General features: G+C 68.0%; 10 protein-coding genes. 5 read left to right on the top strand and 5 right to left on the bottom strand.

All coding sequences use genetic code 11. The features are described from left to right. Positions 1 to 29: 29 nt before the first annotated feature. Complete coding sequence (locus tag ETD86_RS29820) at positions 30 to 1,655, top strand: GH39 family glycosyl hydrolase (protein ID WP_138669635.1); 1,626 nt, start codon at positions 30 to 32, stop codon at positions 1,653 to 1,655. A 36-nt stretch (positions 1,656 to 1,691) separates the two neighbouring features. On the opposite strand, the gene ETD86_RS29815 is transcribed toward ETD86_RS29820, so the two are convergent. The 4 genes from ETD86_RS29815 to ETD86_RS29800 all read right to left on the bottom strand — a co-directional run bounded on the left by ETD86_RS29815 (position 1,692) and on the right by ETD86_RS29800 (position 7,880). After that, positions 1,692 to 3,269 (bottom strand): lectin, encoded by a 1,578-nt coding sequence (locus ETD86_RS29815; protein WP_138669633.1) that lies wholly within the window; start codon positions 3,267 to 3,269, stop codon positions 1,692 to 1,694. Between the two features lie 13 nt (positions 3,270 to 3,282). Beyond that, on the bottom strand, positions 3,283 to 4,551 hold the full coding sequence (locus tag ETD86_RS29810; RefSeq protein WP_138669631.1) for a CE1 family esterase: 1,269 nt from the start codon (positions 4,549 to 4,551) through the stop codon (positions 3,283 to 3,285). 94 nt (positions 4,552 to 4,645) lie between these two features. Then, the gene (locus ETD86_RS29805) at positions 4,646 to 6,502 is read right to left on the bottom strand and encodes a family 43 glycosylhydrolase (protein ID WP_246148420.1); all 1,857 of its coding nucleotides are present in this window, start codon (positions 6,500 to 6,502) and stop codon (positions 4,646 to 4,648) included. A 46-nt stretch (positions 6,503 to 6,548) separates the two neighbouring features. Continuing rightward, on the bottom strand, positions 6,549 to 7,880 hold the full coding sequence (locus ETD86_RS29800) for an extracellular catalytic domain type 1 short-chain-length polyhydroxyalkanoate depolymerase (RefSeq protein WP_138669629.1): 1,332 nt from the start codon (positions 7,878 to 7,880) through the stop codon (positions 6,549 to 6,551). Positions 7,881 to 8,408: 528 nt separating this feature from the next. Between ETD86_RS29800 and ETD86_RS29795 the strand changes: the two genes are divergently transcribed. After that, the gene (locus tag ETD86_RS29795; RefSeq protein WP_138669627.1) at positions 8,409 to 9,869 is read left to right on the top strand and encodes an endo-1,4-beta-xylanase; all 1,461 of its coding nucleotides are present in this window, start codon (positions 8,409 to 8,411) and stop codon (positions 9,867 to 9,869) included. Positions 9,870 to 10,040: 171 nt separating this feature from the next. On the opposite strand, the gene ETD86_RS29790 is transcribed toward ETD86_RS29795, so the two are convergent. Continuing rightward, positions 10,041 to 12,860, bottom strand: a complete 2,820-nt coding sequence (locus tag ETD86_RS29790) for a glycosyl hydrolase family 95 catalytic domain-containing protein (RefSeq protein ID WP_211370405.1) — start codon at positions 12,858 to 12,860, stop codon at positions 10,041 to 10,043. A gap of 1,095 nt (positions 12,861 to 13,955) precedes the next feature. Here ETD86_RS29790 and ETD86_RS29785 point away from each other — a divergent pair. The 3 genes from ETD86_RS29785 to ETD86_RS29775 form a co-directional block, all read left to right on the top strand. Then, the gene (locus ETD86_RS29785; RefSeq protein ID WP_138669624.1) at positions 13,956 to 16,682 is read left to right on the top strand and encodes a beta-L-arabinofuranosidase domain-containing protein; all 2,727 of its coding nucleotides are present in this window, start codon (positions 13,956 to 13,958) and stop codon (positions 16,680 to 16,682) included. An 80-nt stretch (positions 16,683 to 16,762) separates the two neighbouring features. Next, entirely contained in the window at positions 16,763 to 16,978 is a 216-nt protein-coding gene (locus tag ETD86_RS57300) for a hypothetical protein (RefSeq protein WP_211370404.1), read from the top strand. 29 nt (positions 16,979 to 17,007) lie between these two features. Then, positions 17,008 to 17,224, top strand: a 217-nt coding sequence (locus ETD86_RS29775) for an RICIN domain-containing protein (RefSeq protein WP_138669662.1), incomplete at its 3' end; no start/stop codon positions are given.

Genomic DNA, 17,224 nt, shown 5'->3' with positions numbered 1-17,224 from the left:
TGAAGTCTTTCGTGAAGAGAAGTGAGGCCATGAAGAGAGAACCCCGGCTCCGGATCGACGGTGAGCTGCGTGGGGAGAGTGTGCTCCCGCACGTCTGGAGCAGGTGCATTGGCGCCGGGCGGGCGAACGAGGCACTACGCGCGGACTGGCGACAACAATTCGCCGAGGTCGTCGCCGCGTCGGGAATCCAGTACATCCGCTTTCACGGTGTCTTCCACGACGACATGTTCGTCTACCGGGAGAGTTACGGCGGCGGTTTCGGCCCGGACGCGCCCCTCCCCTCGCCCGTGTACACGTTCAGCTACGTCGACAAGGTCTTCGACTTCCTCCTGGACTGCGGCGTCCGTCCCTTCGTCGAGCTGGGATTCATGCCGCGCGAGCTGGCGACGCAGACCGGGACCGTGTTCTGGTGGGGCGCTCACTGCAGCCCGCCCAAGGACATGGCGCGCTGGGTCGAGCTGGTCACGAGGTCGGTCGAGCACTGGATCGACCGGTACGGGCTCGACGAGGTGCGGGAGTGGCGCTTCGAGGTATGGAACGAGCCGAACCTGGTCCCCCACTTCTGGACCGGCACGAAGAGCGAGTACTTCGAGCTCTACGAGCAGACCGTGCGAGCGATCAAGAAGATCGATCCGGCCTTGAAAGTGGGCGGGCCCGCGACGAGCGTCTTCGTGCCCGACGACCGCTACAAGGGCGAGACCGAGGACCGCTCCGCGATGCTCGCGACGGCTGCCGCGACCGACGTGGACGCGCTCGACTGGCGCCCCGTCTGGATCGAGGACTTCATCGCCTGGTGCGCGGAACGCGAGCTCCCGATCGACTTCATCTCGACCCACCTGTACCCCACCGACTTCGCGTACGGCGCCAACGGCGAGGCCGTGCACATCACCCGGTACGCCGATGCCACCTTCGACGACCTGACCCTCCTGCACAAGCTCGTGCGGAACAGCGCGTACCCCGAGGCGGAGATCCACATCACCGAGTGGTCGACGTCGCCGTCCGCCCGCGACTTCATCCACGACACGCCGTTCGCGGCGACCTCCATCACGAGGTCGTACCTGCAGTGCGCGACCCTCGCCGACTCCATCTCCTACTGGACCTTCACGGACGTGTTCGAGGAGGGAGGCGCCGGGATCGGACCGTTCCACGGCGGATTCGGGCTGGTGAACGAGGGCGGCATCCACAAACCCACGTTCCACGCGTTCACGATGCTGGGGCGGCTCGGCGACCGGCTGCTCCTCGCGACGCCCGACGGCGTCGTGACCCGGGACAGCCGTACGTCGGCCGTGTCGGCGGTGTTCTACAACTACCCCGAGGACATGGCCATGAAGGGCGTCGGCTCGGCGAACTCGTACCCGGCGGCACGCGCGCTGGCCGAGGTGGGCCCGAGCCGGCGGATCCACCACTCGATCGGCGGGCTTGAGCCTGGCGCGACGTTCCTCGTCGAGATCGTGGACTGGGAGCACGGCAACGCCGCCGAGGCCTGGCACCGGCTCGGGTCACCCCTCAACCTGTCCAGGGCCGAGAGCGAGTACCTGACCGGGGTGGCCGACTCGCTGCTCCGGTTCACGCTGACCGTGCCCGACGACGGCGTGCTCGATCTCGACGTCGAACTCGCGCCCTGGGCGGTGATGTCGCTGCGGCAGTCGGCCTGAACGCATCACCGCCGTCGGGGTCATGGAGTCCGGTCCTCAGGTGCGGGTCCACCGCTGGTTGGCGCCACCGTTGCAGGACCAGATGACCAGCTTGATGCCGTTGGCGGTGGCGTTGTTCGGCACGTCCAGGCATTTGCCGGCGCCGACGGCGGTGATGGTGCCGTCGGCGTTGAGGCGCCACTGCTGGTTGGACTGCCCGTTGCAGTCCCAGATGATCACCTGGGCGCCGTCGGCGGTGCCGCCGTTGTAGACGTCCAGGCACTTGTTCCCGTAGACCCGTAGCTCACCGTTCGCGGTGGGCGTCCACTGCTGGTTGGGCTGGCCGTTGCAGTCCCAGATCTGCGCCTGCGCGCCGTTGGTCTGCGAGGCGCCGGTGACGTCCAGGCACCGGCCCGAGCCGACCCCCTTGATCGCACCCGTGGGGGTGGGCGTGATGCCCCCTCCGGTGACGATGTACATGGCCGCTCCGTGCCCGGGCACCGACGCGCTGATCGTCCCGGACGAGGAGGCCGTCGTGTGCGCCCACAGGTCGCGCACCGAGTAGGAGGACGCCGAGCCCAGGCCCAGGGCGGACGCGGTGGTGGAGACCGTCGAGGTCGAGGTGCCCCGGTTGAGCAGGACGACCGCGACCGAGCCGTTGGACATCGGCTTACGCCAGACCTCCAGGTTCCCGTTGTCGCTGATCTTGTGGCCCTGCCGGCCGCCCCAGTCCTGGTTGACCGCGATGACCTCGGTGTTCGTCAGGATGGACCGGGTCTCGGCGCTCATCGACCGGATGTCGTTGCCCGCGATGAGCGGCGCGTTCAGCAGCGACCACAGGCTGAAGTGCGCCCGTCCCTCGGTAGCCGTGAGCGCGCCGACGCCGACCTCCAGCATGTCGGGGTCGTTCCAGCCTCCCGGTCCCGAGTACGCCTCGAGCCCGACCTGCTGGTCCAGGATGCCCATGATGGAGTTCCAGTTCGCCGCGATGTCGCCCGTCGTGCGCCAGGAGTTGCCCACCGGCATCCCCCAGGTCCACACGTTCTCCTGGCCCCAGTTGCACAGGCTGTAGAGGATCGGGCGTCCGGTGGCGGCCAGCGCGTCACGCATGGCGGTGTAGCGCTGCAGCCCGGTCCTGCCCTGGTGGTCGCCGCAGTTGTCGTACTTCAGGTAGTCGATGCCCCAGGACGCCCACAGGGCGGCGTCGCGCTGCTCGTAGCCCAGGCTGGCGGGGTACCCCGCGCACGTGGTCGTCCCCGCCGAGGAGTAGATGCCGAGCTTGAGCCCCTTGGAGTGCACGTAGTCCGCCAGGGCCTTCATGCCGCTGGGGAACTTCTGCGGGTCCGGCACCAGGTTGCCGTTGGCGTCGCGGCTCCTCGTCGACCAGCAGTCGTCGATGTTGACGTATTCATAGCCGGCGGCCGCCATGCCGCTGGAGACCATGACGTCCGCGGTCTGCCGGATGAGGCTCTCGTTCACGTTGCAGAAGAAGGTGTTCCAGTCGTTCCACCCCATCTGCGGCGTACGGGCGAGCCCGTTGTCCAGCGCGGCGGCCGGCGACGACGTGCCGCCGATCGCGACCAGGGAACCTGCGGCCAGTATCGCCGCCAGAGTCAATCGAATGATCTTACGCATCTGGCTCTCCTCTTCATGCGGGTCGGTCAGCAGCGGTTGATGCTCCGGCGTCGCAGGAAAGGGTGGGGGTGGCCGCGGTGCCGTTGGCGGTGAAGCCGAACGTGGTGGTGCCGCCGGGGGCGATGGAGCCGTTGTAGGCCTCGTTGCGTACGGTCACGCCGGCTCCGGAGCCGGAGCGGATGCCGTTCCACAGGCTGCTGATCGTCTGCCCGCCCGGCCAGGTCCAGCCGACCGTCCATCCGTTGACGGGGCTGCTGCCGGCGCGGACGGTCACGGTGGACTGGAAACCGCCGGACCAGGAGTTGACGGTCTCCATCGTGGCCGTGCATCCACCGGGTTGGGGGCTCGGCGATGAGGTGCTCCCGAACTGGGAGAAGAACTTCCACACCTCTGCCTTGGTCCAGGTCGAGACGCCGCTGTCGGTGTAGGTGCCGTCCACCGGGGCGGGCGTGTGGCCGTTGTCGTACGCGGCCCAGACGACCGGATAACCGTCCCGGCACCCGGAGTAGGTGGTGACGATGTGGCTGCGGCTGCCCGAACTCGGCTCGGGCGGGTTCTGCGCGGTACAGCCGTTGTTGCGGACGAACCTGTCACGCAGCGACCGTCCCTGCGAGATGTTGAGCACCGTGTCCCCGATGCCGTGCAGCCCCATGTACGCGATGGGCTGAGTCCCGCCGCTGCACCCGCTGAGCTGCGCGCCGGAGAAGACCGCGACCGCGCGGAAGACCGTCGCCCGCGAGCACGCGAGAGAGAAGCTCATCCCGCCGCCGTAGCTGAAACCGGTGGCGAAGCGCTGCGAGGTGTCGACGCAGAGATCCGACTCGACTAGCCGGATCATGTCGTCGACGAAGGTGACGTCCTCACCGTTGGTATTCGCCCAGCCGTTGTTGAAGCCCTGGGGCGCGACGAAGATCGCGCCGTTGTTGGACAGTTGCCTGAGTCCGTAGAAGGACCAGGGGTACCCGCTGGTTCCGCCGGAGTCGACGTCGGTGGCGGTGCCGCCCCGCCAGTGGAAGCCGAAGATCAACCGGTAGGGGGTGTTGTTCTGGTAGTTGTCGGGAAGCCGGAGGATGAAGGAGCGATTCTTGCCGCTGGTCTGAATCGACTGCGTACCGCTCCTCAGCGTCGGGGTCTTGCCGCATCCGGCGGTCGTCGCGAGGGCGCCGACGGGCACCGCGGCTGTGCCGGAGTCGCTGCTCATCGCCGCACGGCCCGTGGCCAGTACGAGAAGTGCCGCGGCGGCGACCGCGAACGTGGTGAAAAGGGAGCCGCGTCCTGACATCACTTAACTCCGATCTTGGTGCGGATTCCGATGCGTCTGGATGGAGGGACCATGTGCTGCTCCCTTGTTCGGCGAGAGCATCGGCCGGCTTGGACTACTGGAACGAGGCGTCGTCGATGGAGAAGGCGTCGGTGCCCGCGGCCGTCTCGACGTAGAAGGTGGCGCCGGTCAGCGTCCCGCTCCACGACACGGTCGCCGTACCGGTGAGCTGGGTCCAGCCACCGGAGTTCACCGGCGTCGCCGGAGTGAGCTGGAGGTAACTCGTCGTGCCGCCGGCGGTGACCGCCAGGGTCGCCTTCGCGCTGGGCGTGCCGCTCTGCGACCGCACCCAGACACTCGTGGTGTAGCTCTTGCCGTTGGTGAGCTTGGCGGTCACGTCCTGGGTGGTGCCGTTCCATGACGCCGTGCGCCCGGCGATGGACAGCGCCCGCGCGCCGCCGTGCACCGGGGCGGTGACGGACGACAGGGTTCCGCCGGACGCGCCCCAGCCCGTGGTGCCGCTCTCCATGTCGCCGTTGGTCAGCAGGTTCCCGCCGGTAGCGGGGCCGCCGGTGAACTGCCACCAGTTCACGTTGAACAGGTTGCCGCTGCCGCCGGTGTACTTGAAGTACAGGTCATGGGTGCCCGTCGCGCCGTTCACCGGGCAGGTGACCGTCGTCCACGTCTGCCAGCCGCCGGTGCCCGGAACGGTGCACGTCCCCACCAGCGTTCCGTTGACTCCGTCCAGGCGGATCTCGATCCGGCCACCGCTGGTCGCCGAGGCCACCCGCGCGCTGAAGGACGTCGCGCCGGAGCCGAAGGCGACGCCCTTGACCTTGATGTAGTCGCCGTTCTCGATCCACCCGACGTTCATGCCGCCCTCGCCGGCGGGTTCGGTCTCCACGCCGGACTCCCAGGCGATCGTCTCGGCCTCCTGGCGGACGTAGGGGTTCAACGTGCCCACCTGGGGCGCTCCGGTCGTGGTCATGTTGATCGTGGGAATGGTTCCGTCGGCGTTGTAGCTGAACTTCTCCACGGCCACCGAGCGGGTGAAGCCGCCACCGCCCGGTAGGGCGCCGTTGTGGTAGAAGAAATAGGACCCGCCGTTGAAGTCGATGATTCCGGGGTGGTTGGTGAAGCTGCTGCCCTGCGTGGGCATGACCGTCCCGCGGTAGGTCCAGGGCCCGGTGGGGCCGGGGGCCGTCGAGTAACCGATGAACTCCGAACAACATTTCGCCGCGAAGACGTTGTAGTAGAGGCCGTTGCGCTTGTAGACCCAGGGTCCCTCTTCGTACAGGGTCGGACGGCTCGCGTCGCCGGTGCGGGTGCCGAAGCCCGCGGTGGTGAGCGGAATCTGGGTGGGGCTGCCCGAGTACGAGATCATGTCGGCGTTGAGCCTGACGTACCACAGGTTGGGGTTGCCCCAGTACAGGTAGGCCTGCCCGTTGTCGTCGATGAAGACCGTGGGGTCGATCTCACCGTTCCTGACCAGCGGGCGGCCGATGGCGTCGGTGAAAGGCCCGGTGGGACTGTTGGAGACGCCGACCCCGATGGCCATCTGGCCGCTCGCCCGGTCCTTCACCGGGACGTACCAGTAGAACTTGCCGTTCCGGTAGACGGCCTGGCCCGCCCACGCGTCCGCGCTCGCCCAGCTGAAGGTGGCGAGGCTCATCGGCGAGCCGTGGTCGGTCCAGTTCACCATGTCCGCGGACGACCAGACCCGCCACTCCTTCATGGTGAACCACGTCGAGCCGTCCTCGTCGTGTCCCGTGTAGAGGTATACCCGGCCGTCGTGCACCAGTGGAGCGGGGTCGGCGGTGTAGATCGTCTGCACGATCGGGTTGTCGGCCCTGGCCGTGCCCGGGATCAGTGCCACTGCGCAGAGCAGCGCCACGATCGCCAGCACACCGCGCCTCGCCATGACGCCGAACCTCGCCATGACGCCGAGCCGAAGGGGGGATGCGACTTTCATGGTCACCTTCCGAAGTCGGGCGGGCATGGGTGCGAGCCGCGGTGTGTCAGGTGCGGGTCCAGCGCTGGTTGGCGCCGCCGTGGCAGGAGTAGAGCTGGATCCGGGTGCCGTTGGCGGTGCCCTGGCCCACGGCGTCCAGGCACAGCCCGGACTGCACGCCGGTGATGGTGCCGTCGGCGTTCAGGCGCCATTTCTGGTTGTCGCCGCCGTGGCAGGAGTAGATCTGGATGACGGCGCCGTTGCCGGTGCCGGCCGCGTCGAGGCATTTGTTGCCGTAGACCCTGAGCTCACCGGCCGACGTGGCGGCCCACTGCTGGTTACTCCGCCCATTGCAGTCCCACAACTGCACCGCGGTGCCGTCCGTGGTGGCGGCGTTGGGCACATCCACGCAACGCCCGGAGCCGACTCCCTTGATCTGCCCGGCGGGTGGTGGCGTCGGCGTCGTGGTGGACGAGCCGCCGTCCAGGCCGAAGAAGCGGATGGCGTACGCGGCCATCCCAGTGCGCGGCAGGTCGTGGCCGGCTCCGGTGATGGTGTACGCCTCGACCTGCCCGGAGCCGAAGACCCGCCGGGTCCATCCGGATTGCGGGCTGTCAGTGGAGGTGGGGGTCTGGCTCAGTCCGTGCACGTTGGTCCACTGGTCGACCTCCTCCTGCAACATCGTGTACGGCAGCACGGAGTCGGCGGTGCCGTGCCAGGCCATCACGCGCGGGCGGGGCCCGGTGTAGCCGGGGTAGGCGTTCCTGACCAGGTCACCCCACTGCTGCGGCGTCTTGTCCCCACACCCGGCGGGCCCGAGGCAACCGTAGGGAACACCCGCGAAAGGCGCGCCGGCCTTGAACACGTCCGGGTACGTGGCGAGCAGGTTGAGGGTCTCCATCGCGCCGGAGGAGAAGCCGGTGGCGAACACCCGCTGCGGGTCACCGTCGTAGCGTTGGAGCACGTAGTTCGTCATGGAGACGATCGACACCGGGTCGCTGCCGCCACCGTGCCGCAGGGCCTCGTTCGACCACACGTCGAAGCAGTTCGACATGCCGTTGGCGCTCTTGTTCGCCTGCGGGTAGATGACGATGAAACCGTACCGGTCGGCTAACGAGGCGAACTCGGTCCCTTGGTGGAAGCCCGGAGCCCAGCCGTTGCAGCCGTGCATCGCCACCACGACGCCCGGCCGGGATGCCAATCTGTCGGGGACGTAGACGTACATCCGCAGACCGCCGGGGTTGGCGCCGAAGCTCGTCACTTCGGTCAGGACCGCCGCCGACGCTCCCGGCGCGGCCGTGAGGAACACGGACAGCGCGGTGACCACCGCCGTGATCAGAGCCGCCAGGGCGGCTCCGATGCCCGCGTACCTTCTCGTCCGCGGTTCACTTCGCTTCATTGGTTCGCCTCTCCGCTGTTAGCGCTAACAACCCGCTGGCTGGTCGAGTGTCCCCTCGGGCCGGTATGGAGGTGGTGGCGGGACGGAGCAAATACGAGGCAGAAAGGTACTGTCAAGAGCGCCTTAGCTTGCAGCTGGCCGGAGGAGGCAGCAGCTGAGCCCGCTCACCTCGGATTTTCGAGTCTCGCCGCTGTTGACCAGCGAGAGCGGCGCCATGAAACTTTCATCCGATCCCCCACCCAGTGACAGCGGCCGAAACTTTCAAGAACAATAAGTTACACATTGAGCCAGCACAATTGGCGTAAACAGCAGCTGCCGCTCCGAAACTTTTCACTACATCCTTGACAATTTTCGGCGACATTCCCACACTGAGTGCCCGAGGTGATCTCCCCTACCGGCTCGGTGGTGCTCAACAGAGGGCTACCGTCCCGACGCCTGTGGTGTGTGTCCCCACCGGGACGCGGCGTCGGTCCCGCGGGTGTGTCCCGCACGAACCCTTGCCCATGATTCGCATACGGAGGCTCAAGCATGCGTGTCAACGCCATGTCCCCACCTACCGCCCGACGGCCGCTCCGCGCGCGTCGCCGGGCGCTGATTACCGGCGCGCTCGGCGCACTCGGCCTGATCACAGCACTGGCGACGGCGATTCCGGCCAATGCCGCGGAGAGCACGCTCGGCGCGGCCGCCGCACAGAGCGGCCGCTACTTCGGCACCGCCATCGCCGCGGGCAGGCTCGGCGACTCCGCCTACACGACGATCGCCAATCGCGAGTTCAACATGGTGACGGCCGAGAACGAGATGAAGATCGACGCCACCGAGCCCAACCGGGGGCAGTTCAACTTCACCGCCGGGGACCGGGTCTACAACTGGGCCGTGCAGAACGGCAAGCGGGTGCGCGGGCACACTCTGGCCTGGCACGCCCAGCAGCCGGGCTGGATGCAGGCGCTGTCGGGCAGCACGCTGCGCCAGGCGATGATCAACCACATCAACGGCGTCATGGGCCACTACAAGGGCAAGATCTACGCCTGGGACGTGGTCAACGAGGCCTTCGCCGACGGCAACTCCGGCGGCCGGCGTGACTCCAACCTCCAGCGCACCGGCAACGACTGGATCGAGGTGGCCTTCCGCACCGCGGACGCCGCCGACCCGGCTGCCAAGCTGTGCTACAACGACTACAACATCGACAACTGGTCCTGGGCCAAGACGCAGGCCGTCTACAACATGGTCAGGGACTTCAAGGCCCGCGGCGTGCCGATCGACTGCGTCGGCCTGCAGTCGCACTTCAACAGCAACAGCCCCTACAACAGCAACTACCGCACGACCATCCAGAGCTTCGCCGCGCTGGGGGTCGACGTGCAGATCACCGAGCTGGACATCCAGGGCGGCTCGGCCACCACGTACGCCAACGTCGTCAACGACTGCCTGGCGGTGCCGCGTTGTACCGGCATCACGGTCTGGGGGGTCCGCGACACCGACTCCTGGCTCGGCGCCAGCGCCGCCGCGCTGCTCTTCGACGGCAACGGCAACAAGAAGCCCGCCTACACCGCGGTGCTCAACGCGCTCAACGGCGGCACCACGACGCCGACGCCCGGCGGGGGCGTGGGGCAGATCAAGGGCGTGGCCTCCGGCCGCTGCGTGGACGTGCCCAACGCCAGCACCACCGACGGCACCGCGGTGAACCTGTGGGACTGCAACGGCCAGAGCAACCAGCAGTGGACGCAGACCTCAGCAGGGGAATTGAAGGTGTACGGCAACAAGTGCCTGGATGCCGCAGGCACGGGCAACGGCGCCAAGGTCCAGATCTACTCCTGCTGGGGTGGCGACAACCAGAAATGGCGCGTCAACTCCGACGGCACGATCGTGGGCGTACAGTCCGGGCTGTGCCTTGACGCCGTCGGCGCCGGCACTGGCAACGGCACGGGGCTGCAGCTGTACGGCTGCTGGGGCGGCAACAACCAGAAGTGGACCTACAACGCGGGCACCGCGTGAGCTTCACCGGCTGTCGCACTGGCGCCTGGTCCTGCTGACCCGGACCGGCTCCACCTGCTGACCGCACTCCGGTGTGACCTTTCCCTCGGCCCCGGTGAGGAGGCCGAGGGAAGGTGAGCCAGGCCCGTTCGGAGCGCCCCTCGACAAGGGTCCCGAGCGGGCCCAGCGGCGTTATACGCCCGTGATCGTCCACTGGTTGTTGGTGCTGGTGTTCGGCGCCCACATGGCCACGGTGGACCCGGCGGTGCTGTTGCCCATGCCGTCCAGTGCGGTGCCGGTGCCCCGGTTGATGATCTGGTTGCGGCCGTTGCCCGTGCTGTTGAGGCGCCACTGCTGGTTGTTGCCGCCGTTCCAGGCCGCCTGCCGGGCGTTGGCGCCGTTGGCGGCGTTGCCCCAGCTGTCGATCACCATGCCGTTGGCGCGGTTGACGATGCGGTACCAGCCGCCGCCCAGGTCCACCAGCTGCCACTGCAGGTTGACGCTGCCGTTGTAGCTCCACTGCTTGAGCACCGAGCCGGAGGCGACGTTGCCGCCGCTGTCCAGCACCAGGCCGGTGGTGACGTTGGTGATCCGTACGTAGCTCGCCGGCGGGCCGGACGCGGTCACGCGGTACGTGCGCCCGGCTTGGCCTGTCAGTCCGATGACGTCGGACTCGGGTCTGGTGACGCTGACGGCGGCGCCGGTCGCGGCGTCGGCCACCTGGAAGGTTCCGGTGAACATGCGGCCGCGCACCTTGACCGTCCCGTCGCGGTCGAACCTGATGAGGACCTCGGTGGCCCCGCCGGAGCTCCACGTGATGTCCACGGTGTAGCCGCCGCGCCCCCGAAGACCCTGCACCTTGCCGTTCGGCCAGGCCGGCGGCAGCGCCGGCAGCACGTGCAGCTCGCCGTTGTGGCTGTGCAGCAACATCTCGGCGATGCCGGACGTGGCGCCGAAGTTGCCGTCGATCTGGAACGGGGGATGCAGGTCGAACATGTTCGGCGCCAGCCGGTCCGTCCTCACCAGGAGGCGGAGCAGCGCGTACGCACGGCCGCCCTCCTCCATCCGCGCCCAGTAGTTGATCTTCCAGGCGAGTGACCAGCCGGTCCCGTCGTCACCGCGCAGTTCGAGGGTTCGCCGCGCGGCGGTGTACAGCCCCGGAGTGCCGCGTTTGGTGATCTGGTTGCTGGGATGCAGGCCGTACAGGTGGGAGATGTGCCGGTGGGCGGGCTCGGTCTCGACCCAGTCGTACAACCACTCCTGGATGTTGCCGCGCGAGCCGGTCGTCATCGGCGGGAGCCGGTCGCGGGCGGCCAGGATCTGCGCCCGGAAGTCGGCGTCCACGCCGAGTGCCTGGCCGGCCTGGGCGCAGCCGTTGAACAGGTCACGCAGGATCTGGTTGTCCATCGTGGGGCCGGCGCAGACGCTGACGCCCGCGTGGTGGGGCAGTTCCGGGGAGTTCGACGGGTTCGTGACCAGATACCGGAGGTTCGGCTCCTCCACGAGGGTCTCGAGGAAGAACTGCGCGGCGCCCTTCATGGCCGGGTAGTACTGCCGGAGGAACTCCAGGTCGCCGGTGAAGGTGTAGTGGTCCCAGATGAGGGTGGCCAGCCACGCGCCGCCGGTCTGCCACATGCCCCACAACGCGCCGTCGACGACCGACGTTCCGCGCCACGCGTCGGTGTTGTGGTGGGTCACCCAACCGCCGGCGTTGTACTGCACGCGGGCCGTCCGGGCGCCGCTGACCGCGAGCTCGTTGATCATCTTGAACACCGGCTCGTAGCACTCCGACAGGTTCGTCGTGTCGGCCGGCCAGTAGTTCATCGGCAGGTTGGCGTTGATGGTGTATTTCGAGTCCCAAGCCGGCGTCAGCGAATCGTTCCAGATGCCCTGCAGGTTGGCCGGCTGAGTGCCTGGACGGGAGGAGCTGATCAGCAGGTAGCGGCCGAACTGGAACAACAGTGCGGAGAACTGCGGGTCGTCGGTGTTCGCGTGCTGGGCGATCCGCACGTCGGTCGGCTGGTCGGCTGCCGCGGTACGGCCGAGGTCGAGCGTCGTGCGCCCGAACAGCCGCTGGTAGTCGGTGACGTGCCGGCCGCGCAGGTCGTCGTAGGTCCTGCCGACGGCCGCGTCGAGATGGCGCCGCGCGATGCCCTGGTAGTCGCCGGCGACGTCGCGGAAGTCGCGGTAACTGGAGCCGATGGACACCAGCACCGTCACGCTGTTCGCGGCCCTGACCTGCAGGGTGCCGCCGGAGCTGCTGACGCTGCCGCCGTCGGCGACGGCGCGGGCCAGCGCCAGGAACCGCACCGAGCCGGTCACTCCTTCCATGTCACCCGAGATGCCGTCGAGTGCGACCGTGGTCCCGTCCGGGCTGGAGCGGGTCGTCCGCTGCGGGCTGTCGAACGTCGCGGAGAACGTGATCGAGCCGGGCTTGTCGGCGGTGAGGCGGATGGCGATCACCTGGTCGGGCGCGCTCGCAAGCATCTCGCGCCGGTATCGTACGCCGTTCTGCAGGTAGGACACGACCGTGGTGGCGGTGGTCAGATCGAGGTAGCGGTTGTACTCCGATACCCCGGCGGCGCTGCCGAAGCCGAGCCGTAGATTACCGACGGTCTGGTAGGCCAGCTGGCCCACCGGGTTTCCTCGCATGTTCTGGTCGATCAGTGTCTGGGCCTGGCTCCACTGGTTCTGGAAGACCAGTTGCCGGATCTGCCCCAGCGCCGCCGCACCCCGGGGGTTGCTCTGGTCGTACGGGCCACCGGCCCAGACGGTGTCCTCGTTGAGCTGCAACCGCTCGGTGTCGACGTTGCCGAACACCATGGCTCCCAGGCGGCCGTTGCCGATCGGGAGCGCTCGCAGCCAGTCCGTGCCGGCGCTCTCGTCGTACCACAGCGCAAGATCGTTCGCGGCGCTCACCTCCGGAGGGGGCGCCGAGGCGGCCCGGGCGGCGGCCGTCCACTGCAACGGCAACATCGCGGCGCCGGCTCCGGCCGCGCCGAATCTCAACACTTGCCTTCGCGATAAATCAGCCATCTCTACTCTCGTTCCCTACGGGGTTGTGGTCGGTCCGCTGGACGATGTCCGCGTGGCGGGCATCGTCCGTCAGCCGACCCGTACGAGTTGCCATTGCTGGTCGGCGCAGCCCAGTCGTCGTCCTGGACGATGTTCGCGCCGGCGGCGGTGGAGGCGCCCTGCACTGCGGGTTGGCACCGCCACCCTGCTGTGGGAGCGCTCCATCACACCGTGACCACACACGTGTCCCGGAGTGGCGCAAGGTGCCGTTGAGCGTCGCCTCGGCCTACCGAGGGCGAGCAGATAGCCGTGTGGTGGGAGTTCTTCGCCGTGCTGACACCCGGGCATCACGGACGAGCGGGGACCATCTCGGAGCGCCGTTCGTTCGCTTAAGCATCTCTGCAGGAAGGTAGAACCCTCCCTGCGGCTCGTCAACAGCGCCCAGGGAAGAAACTTAATGAAGATCAAGTACGGTGCCGGCCGCACCCGCGGAGCAGCCGTAAGCCTGCGACATGGTGCTGATGAGCGGCGGTTGGATACTCCAAGCCAGGCCGAAGGCATCCTCCCTCATGTCGCATGATCACGGCTCGAGACAGCAAGTTAACCCGCACCTCGTCGCAAATTACCCTGTTGCCACCCGGCAACTTCGGTGAAACTTTCACAGGCACGAGCAGTGCGGCGCGATCTCCTGGGGGGCAAAAGTCCAGGCGGGAAGGCGTTCCGGCGGCAACGCCCAGGTCGGCGAGGGGTGCCCCTCGTTGACGCCGGGCCGGACCGTCGGATGTACTCCGCGGCAAAGCAGGCCACACAGTTCTAGGCAGGATGTTAGCGCTAACAGATCTCGTGGCCATCTGTGATCTAGTCAAGGAGCCCTGGATGTCCCTCCTCATCCCTGGCGACCGCACAGGACGCATCGTCCGCCGGCATGTCATGGCCCCGGATGACCTCACCGACGAAGCGTTAGCGCTAACAAGTCGCTCGAGCGCGGCATCTCCGCGCCGACAATCATGGGCGGCCTCTCCGAGGGCCTGACCCGGTGAACACGTGACCGGCGGCGGCCGGTCACCACCCCCCATATCCAAGGAGCACCGCATGTCCTTGAGCCGTCGTCAGCTCTTGCAGGCCGCAGGCACGACCGCCGCGCTCTCGGTCGCCGGCCAGGTGGCCGGCGCATCCCCCGCTCTGGCCGCACTCCCCTGGGCCAGATCCGACATCGGCGTCTCGGCCTACGAGTTCGACCTCGGCCAGGTCCGGCTGACCTCCGGCCGCCTGCTGGACAACCAGAACCGCACCCTCAGCTACCTGCGCTTCGTCGATGTCGACCGGCTCCTGTACGTCTTCCGGGCCAACCACCGGCTGTCCACCAACGGGGCGGCGGCCAACGGCGGCTGGGACGCGCCCAGCTTCCCGTTCCGGTCTCACATGCAGGGCCATTTCCTGACGGCATGGGCGCAGGCCTACGCCGTGCTCGGCGACACCACCTGCCGGGACAAGGCCAATCTCATGGTGGCCGAGTTGGCCCGATGCCAGGCGAACAACGGCGCCGCCGGATTCACCAGTGGCTACCTGTCCGGTTTCCCCGAGTCGGACATCACGGCCGTGGAGAACCGCACCCTGAGCAACGGCAACGTGCCGTACTACTGCATCCACAAGACCCTGGCCGGGCTGCTGGACGTCTGGCGGCTGATCGGCAACACCCAGGCCAGGACCGTGCTGCTGGCCCTGGCAGGGTGGGTGGATGCACGCACGTCGCGGCTCAGCTCCAGCCAGATGCAGGCCATGCTCGGCACCGAGTTCGGCGGCATGAACGCCGTGCTGACGGACCTTTACCAGATGACCGGCGACTCCCGCTGGCTGGCCACGGCCCAGCGGTTCGACCACGCGGCCGTGTTCGACCCGCTGGCCGCGGGCCAGGACCGGCTCAACGGGTTGCACGCCAACACGCAGGTGCCCAAGTGGATCGGGGCGGCCCGCGAGTACAAGGCGACGGGCACGACCCGCTACCGCGACATCGCCGTCAACGCCTGGTCCATCACCGTCGGCGCGCACACGTACGTGAACGGCTCCAACAGCCAGGCCGAGCACTTCCGCGCCCCCAACGCGATCGCCGCCCACCTGACCAGGGACACCGGCGAGGCGTGCAACACCTTCAACATGCTCAAGCTGACCCGGGAGTTGTGGCTGCTGTCGCCGGCCCAGGCCGACTACTTCGACTACTACGAGAACGCCCTGCTCAACCACCTGCTCGGGCAGCAGAACCCGGCGGACGCACACGGGCACGTCACCTACTTCACCCCGCTCAACCCCAGCGGACGGCGGGGTGTCGGCCCGGCGTGGGGCGGAGGCACCTGGAGCACGGACTACAACTCCTTCTGGTGCTGCCAGGGCACCGGGATCGAGACCAACACCAAGCTGATGGACTCGATCTACTTCCACAACGGCACCACCCTGTTCGTGAACCTGTTCGTGCCCTCCACGCTCAACTGGAGCCAGCGCGGCATCACGGTCACCCAGACAACCTCCTACCCGGTCGGCGACACCACGTCGCTGCAGGTCACCGGCAACGCGAGCGGATCGTGGACGATGCGCGTCCGCATCCCGGCCTGGACCCAAGGCGCGACGATCAGCGTCAACGGAGTCCAGCAGACCATCGCCACCACGCCGGGCACCTACGCCGACCTCACCCGGTCGTGGGCGCCGGGCGACACCGTGACCGTGCGGCTGCCCATGCGGGTGGTCATGAAGGCCGCCAACGACAACCCAAACGTGCAGGCCGTCACCTACGGCCCGGTCGTGTTGTCAGGCGATTACGGCAACACCGGCCTGTCGTCGGCCCCAGCCCTGACCCCTTCCTCGATCACCCGGACCAGCACCTCCTCCCTGACCTTCACGGCCACGGCCAACGGGGCGTCGGTGCGGCTGGGGCCGTTCCACGACGCTCACGACCACAACTACGTCGTCTACTGGAACACCGGTGGTCAGGGCGGTACCGGGACAGCGAGCTTCCGGCTGATCAACGCGGCCAGCGGGCTGGCCCTCGGCATCCAGAACATGTCCACCACCGACGGCGGCCTGGCCCTCCAGTGGACCGACAACGGCACCGCCGACCACGACTGGGTCCCGGTCATCGACGGCAGCGCCCTGCGGTTCCGCAACGTGAACAGCGGCAAGGTGCTCGGTGTCGAGAACATGTCGACCGCCGACAACGCCCGGGTGCTCCAGTGGGGTGACACCGGGACCGCCGACCACCGCTGGACGATCAGCGACGTCGGCGACGGCTCCGTCAAGATCCGCAACGTCCACAGCTCCAAGCTGCTCGGCATCCAGAACGGCTCGACGGCCAACGGCGCCCAGGTGGTCCAGGACTCCGACAACGGCAGCCCCGACAACCAGTGGCGGTTCGTGCCGAACGGCGCGCGACGTATCCAGAACGTGGGCACCGGGATGGTGCTCGGCGTCACCGGCATGTCCACCGCCGACGGCGCGCTCGTCGTCCAGTGGGGTGACACCGGCACCGCCGACCACCTGTGGACGGCGATCGTGGACACCGGCGGCTACCTGCGGCTGCGCAACTCCAACAGCCAGAAGGTGCTGGGCGTGGAGAACATGGGCACCGCGTCCGGGTCGCGCGTCGTGCAGTGGGCCGACAACGGCACCGCCGACCATCGCTGGCGGCTGCGCTACGGGTCGAGCGCCGCCTTCCGCATCCAGTGCGCCAACGGCGGCCGGGTCCTCGGCCTCGCCGGCACCGCGCAGGGCGCGCAGGTCGTGCTCGCCGACGACAACGGCTCGAACAACAACCTCTGGAGGTTCCTGTGAGGCGCGTGCTCGCGGTTCTCGCCTCGCCGACTGCGCCGGCGGCTACGTGAGGTTCATCAGCCGCCACAGCGACAAAACCCTTGAGGTCCAGGGCCTCCAACGCCGACGGCGCCAACATCGTCCAGTACGACGACTGGGGCGGCGCCAACCGGCAATGGCAGCTCGCCCCGGTCAACGGCAACAGCGCCGGCAGGCAGGCCCGCTTCTCCTACAGCACCGACGGCACCACCTTCACGAGCCTCGGCCCGGCCTTCACCTTGACCCCACCACCCCCTGACAGAAAGGCACAGACGTGAAATTCAGGTCCCTGGCCGTCCTCGCGACGGTGGCCACCTTACTGGCGAGCCTGTTCGTCGCCCTTCAGACGCAGACCGCCAACGCGGCCACCGTCGACACCAACGCCTGGTACATCCTGCTCAACCGCAACAGCGGCAAGGCCCTGGACGTCTACAACCTCGCCACCAACGACGGCGCCCGCATCACCCAATGGACCCGCAACAACGGCAACCAGCAACAATGGCAGTTCGTCGACTCCGGCGGCG

Origin of the sequence: Nonomuraea turkmeniaca (assembly GCF_005889735.1) — a bacterium.
In the GTDB taxonomy this organism is placed as follows: Bacteria; Actinomycetota; Actinomycetes; order Streptosporangiales; family Streptosporangiaceae; genus Nonomuraea; species Nonomuraea turkmeniaca.
Note: the sequence above shows the minus strand (reverse complement) of the source record. Positions and strands in the feature narration are given on the sequence as shown.

Bases quoted from the DNA above. Each gene is read 5' to 3' on its own strand.
- ETD86_RS29820 (WP_138669635.1), top strand. From the start codon at position 30: ATGAAGAGAGAACCCCGGCTCCGGATCGACGGTGAGCTGCGTGGGGAG.
- ETD86_RS29815 (WP_138669633.1), bottom strand. From the start codon at position 3,269: ATGCGTAAGATCATTCGATTGACTCTGGCGGCGATACTGGCCGCAGGT.
- ETD86_RS29810 (WP_138669631.1), bottom strand. From the start codon at position 4,551: ATGTCAGGACGCGGCTCCCTTTTCACCACGTTCGCGGTCGCCGCCGCG.
- ETD86_RS29805 (WP_246148420.1), bottom strand. From the start codon at position 6,502: ATGAAAGTCGCATCCCCCCTTCGGCTCGGCGTCATGGCGAGGTTCGGC.
- ETD86_RS29800 (WP_138669629.1), bottom strand. From the start codon at position 7,880: ATGAAGCGAAGTGAACCGCGGACGAGAAGGTACGCGGGCATCGGAGCC.
- ETD86_RS29795 (WP_138669627.1), top strand. From the start codon at position 8,409: ATGCGTGTCAACGCCATGTCCCCACCTACCGCCCGACGGCCGCTCCGC.
- ETD86_RS29785 (WP_138669624.1), top strand. From the start codon at position 13,956: ATGTCCTTGAGCCGTCGTCAGCTCTTGCAGGCCGCAGGCACGACCGCC.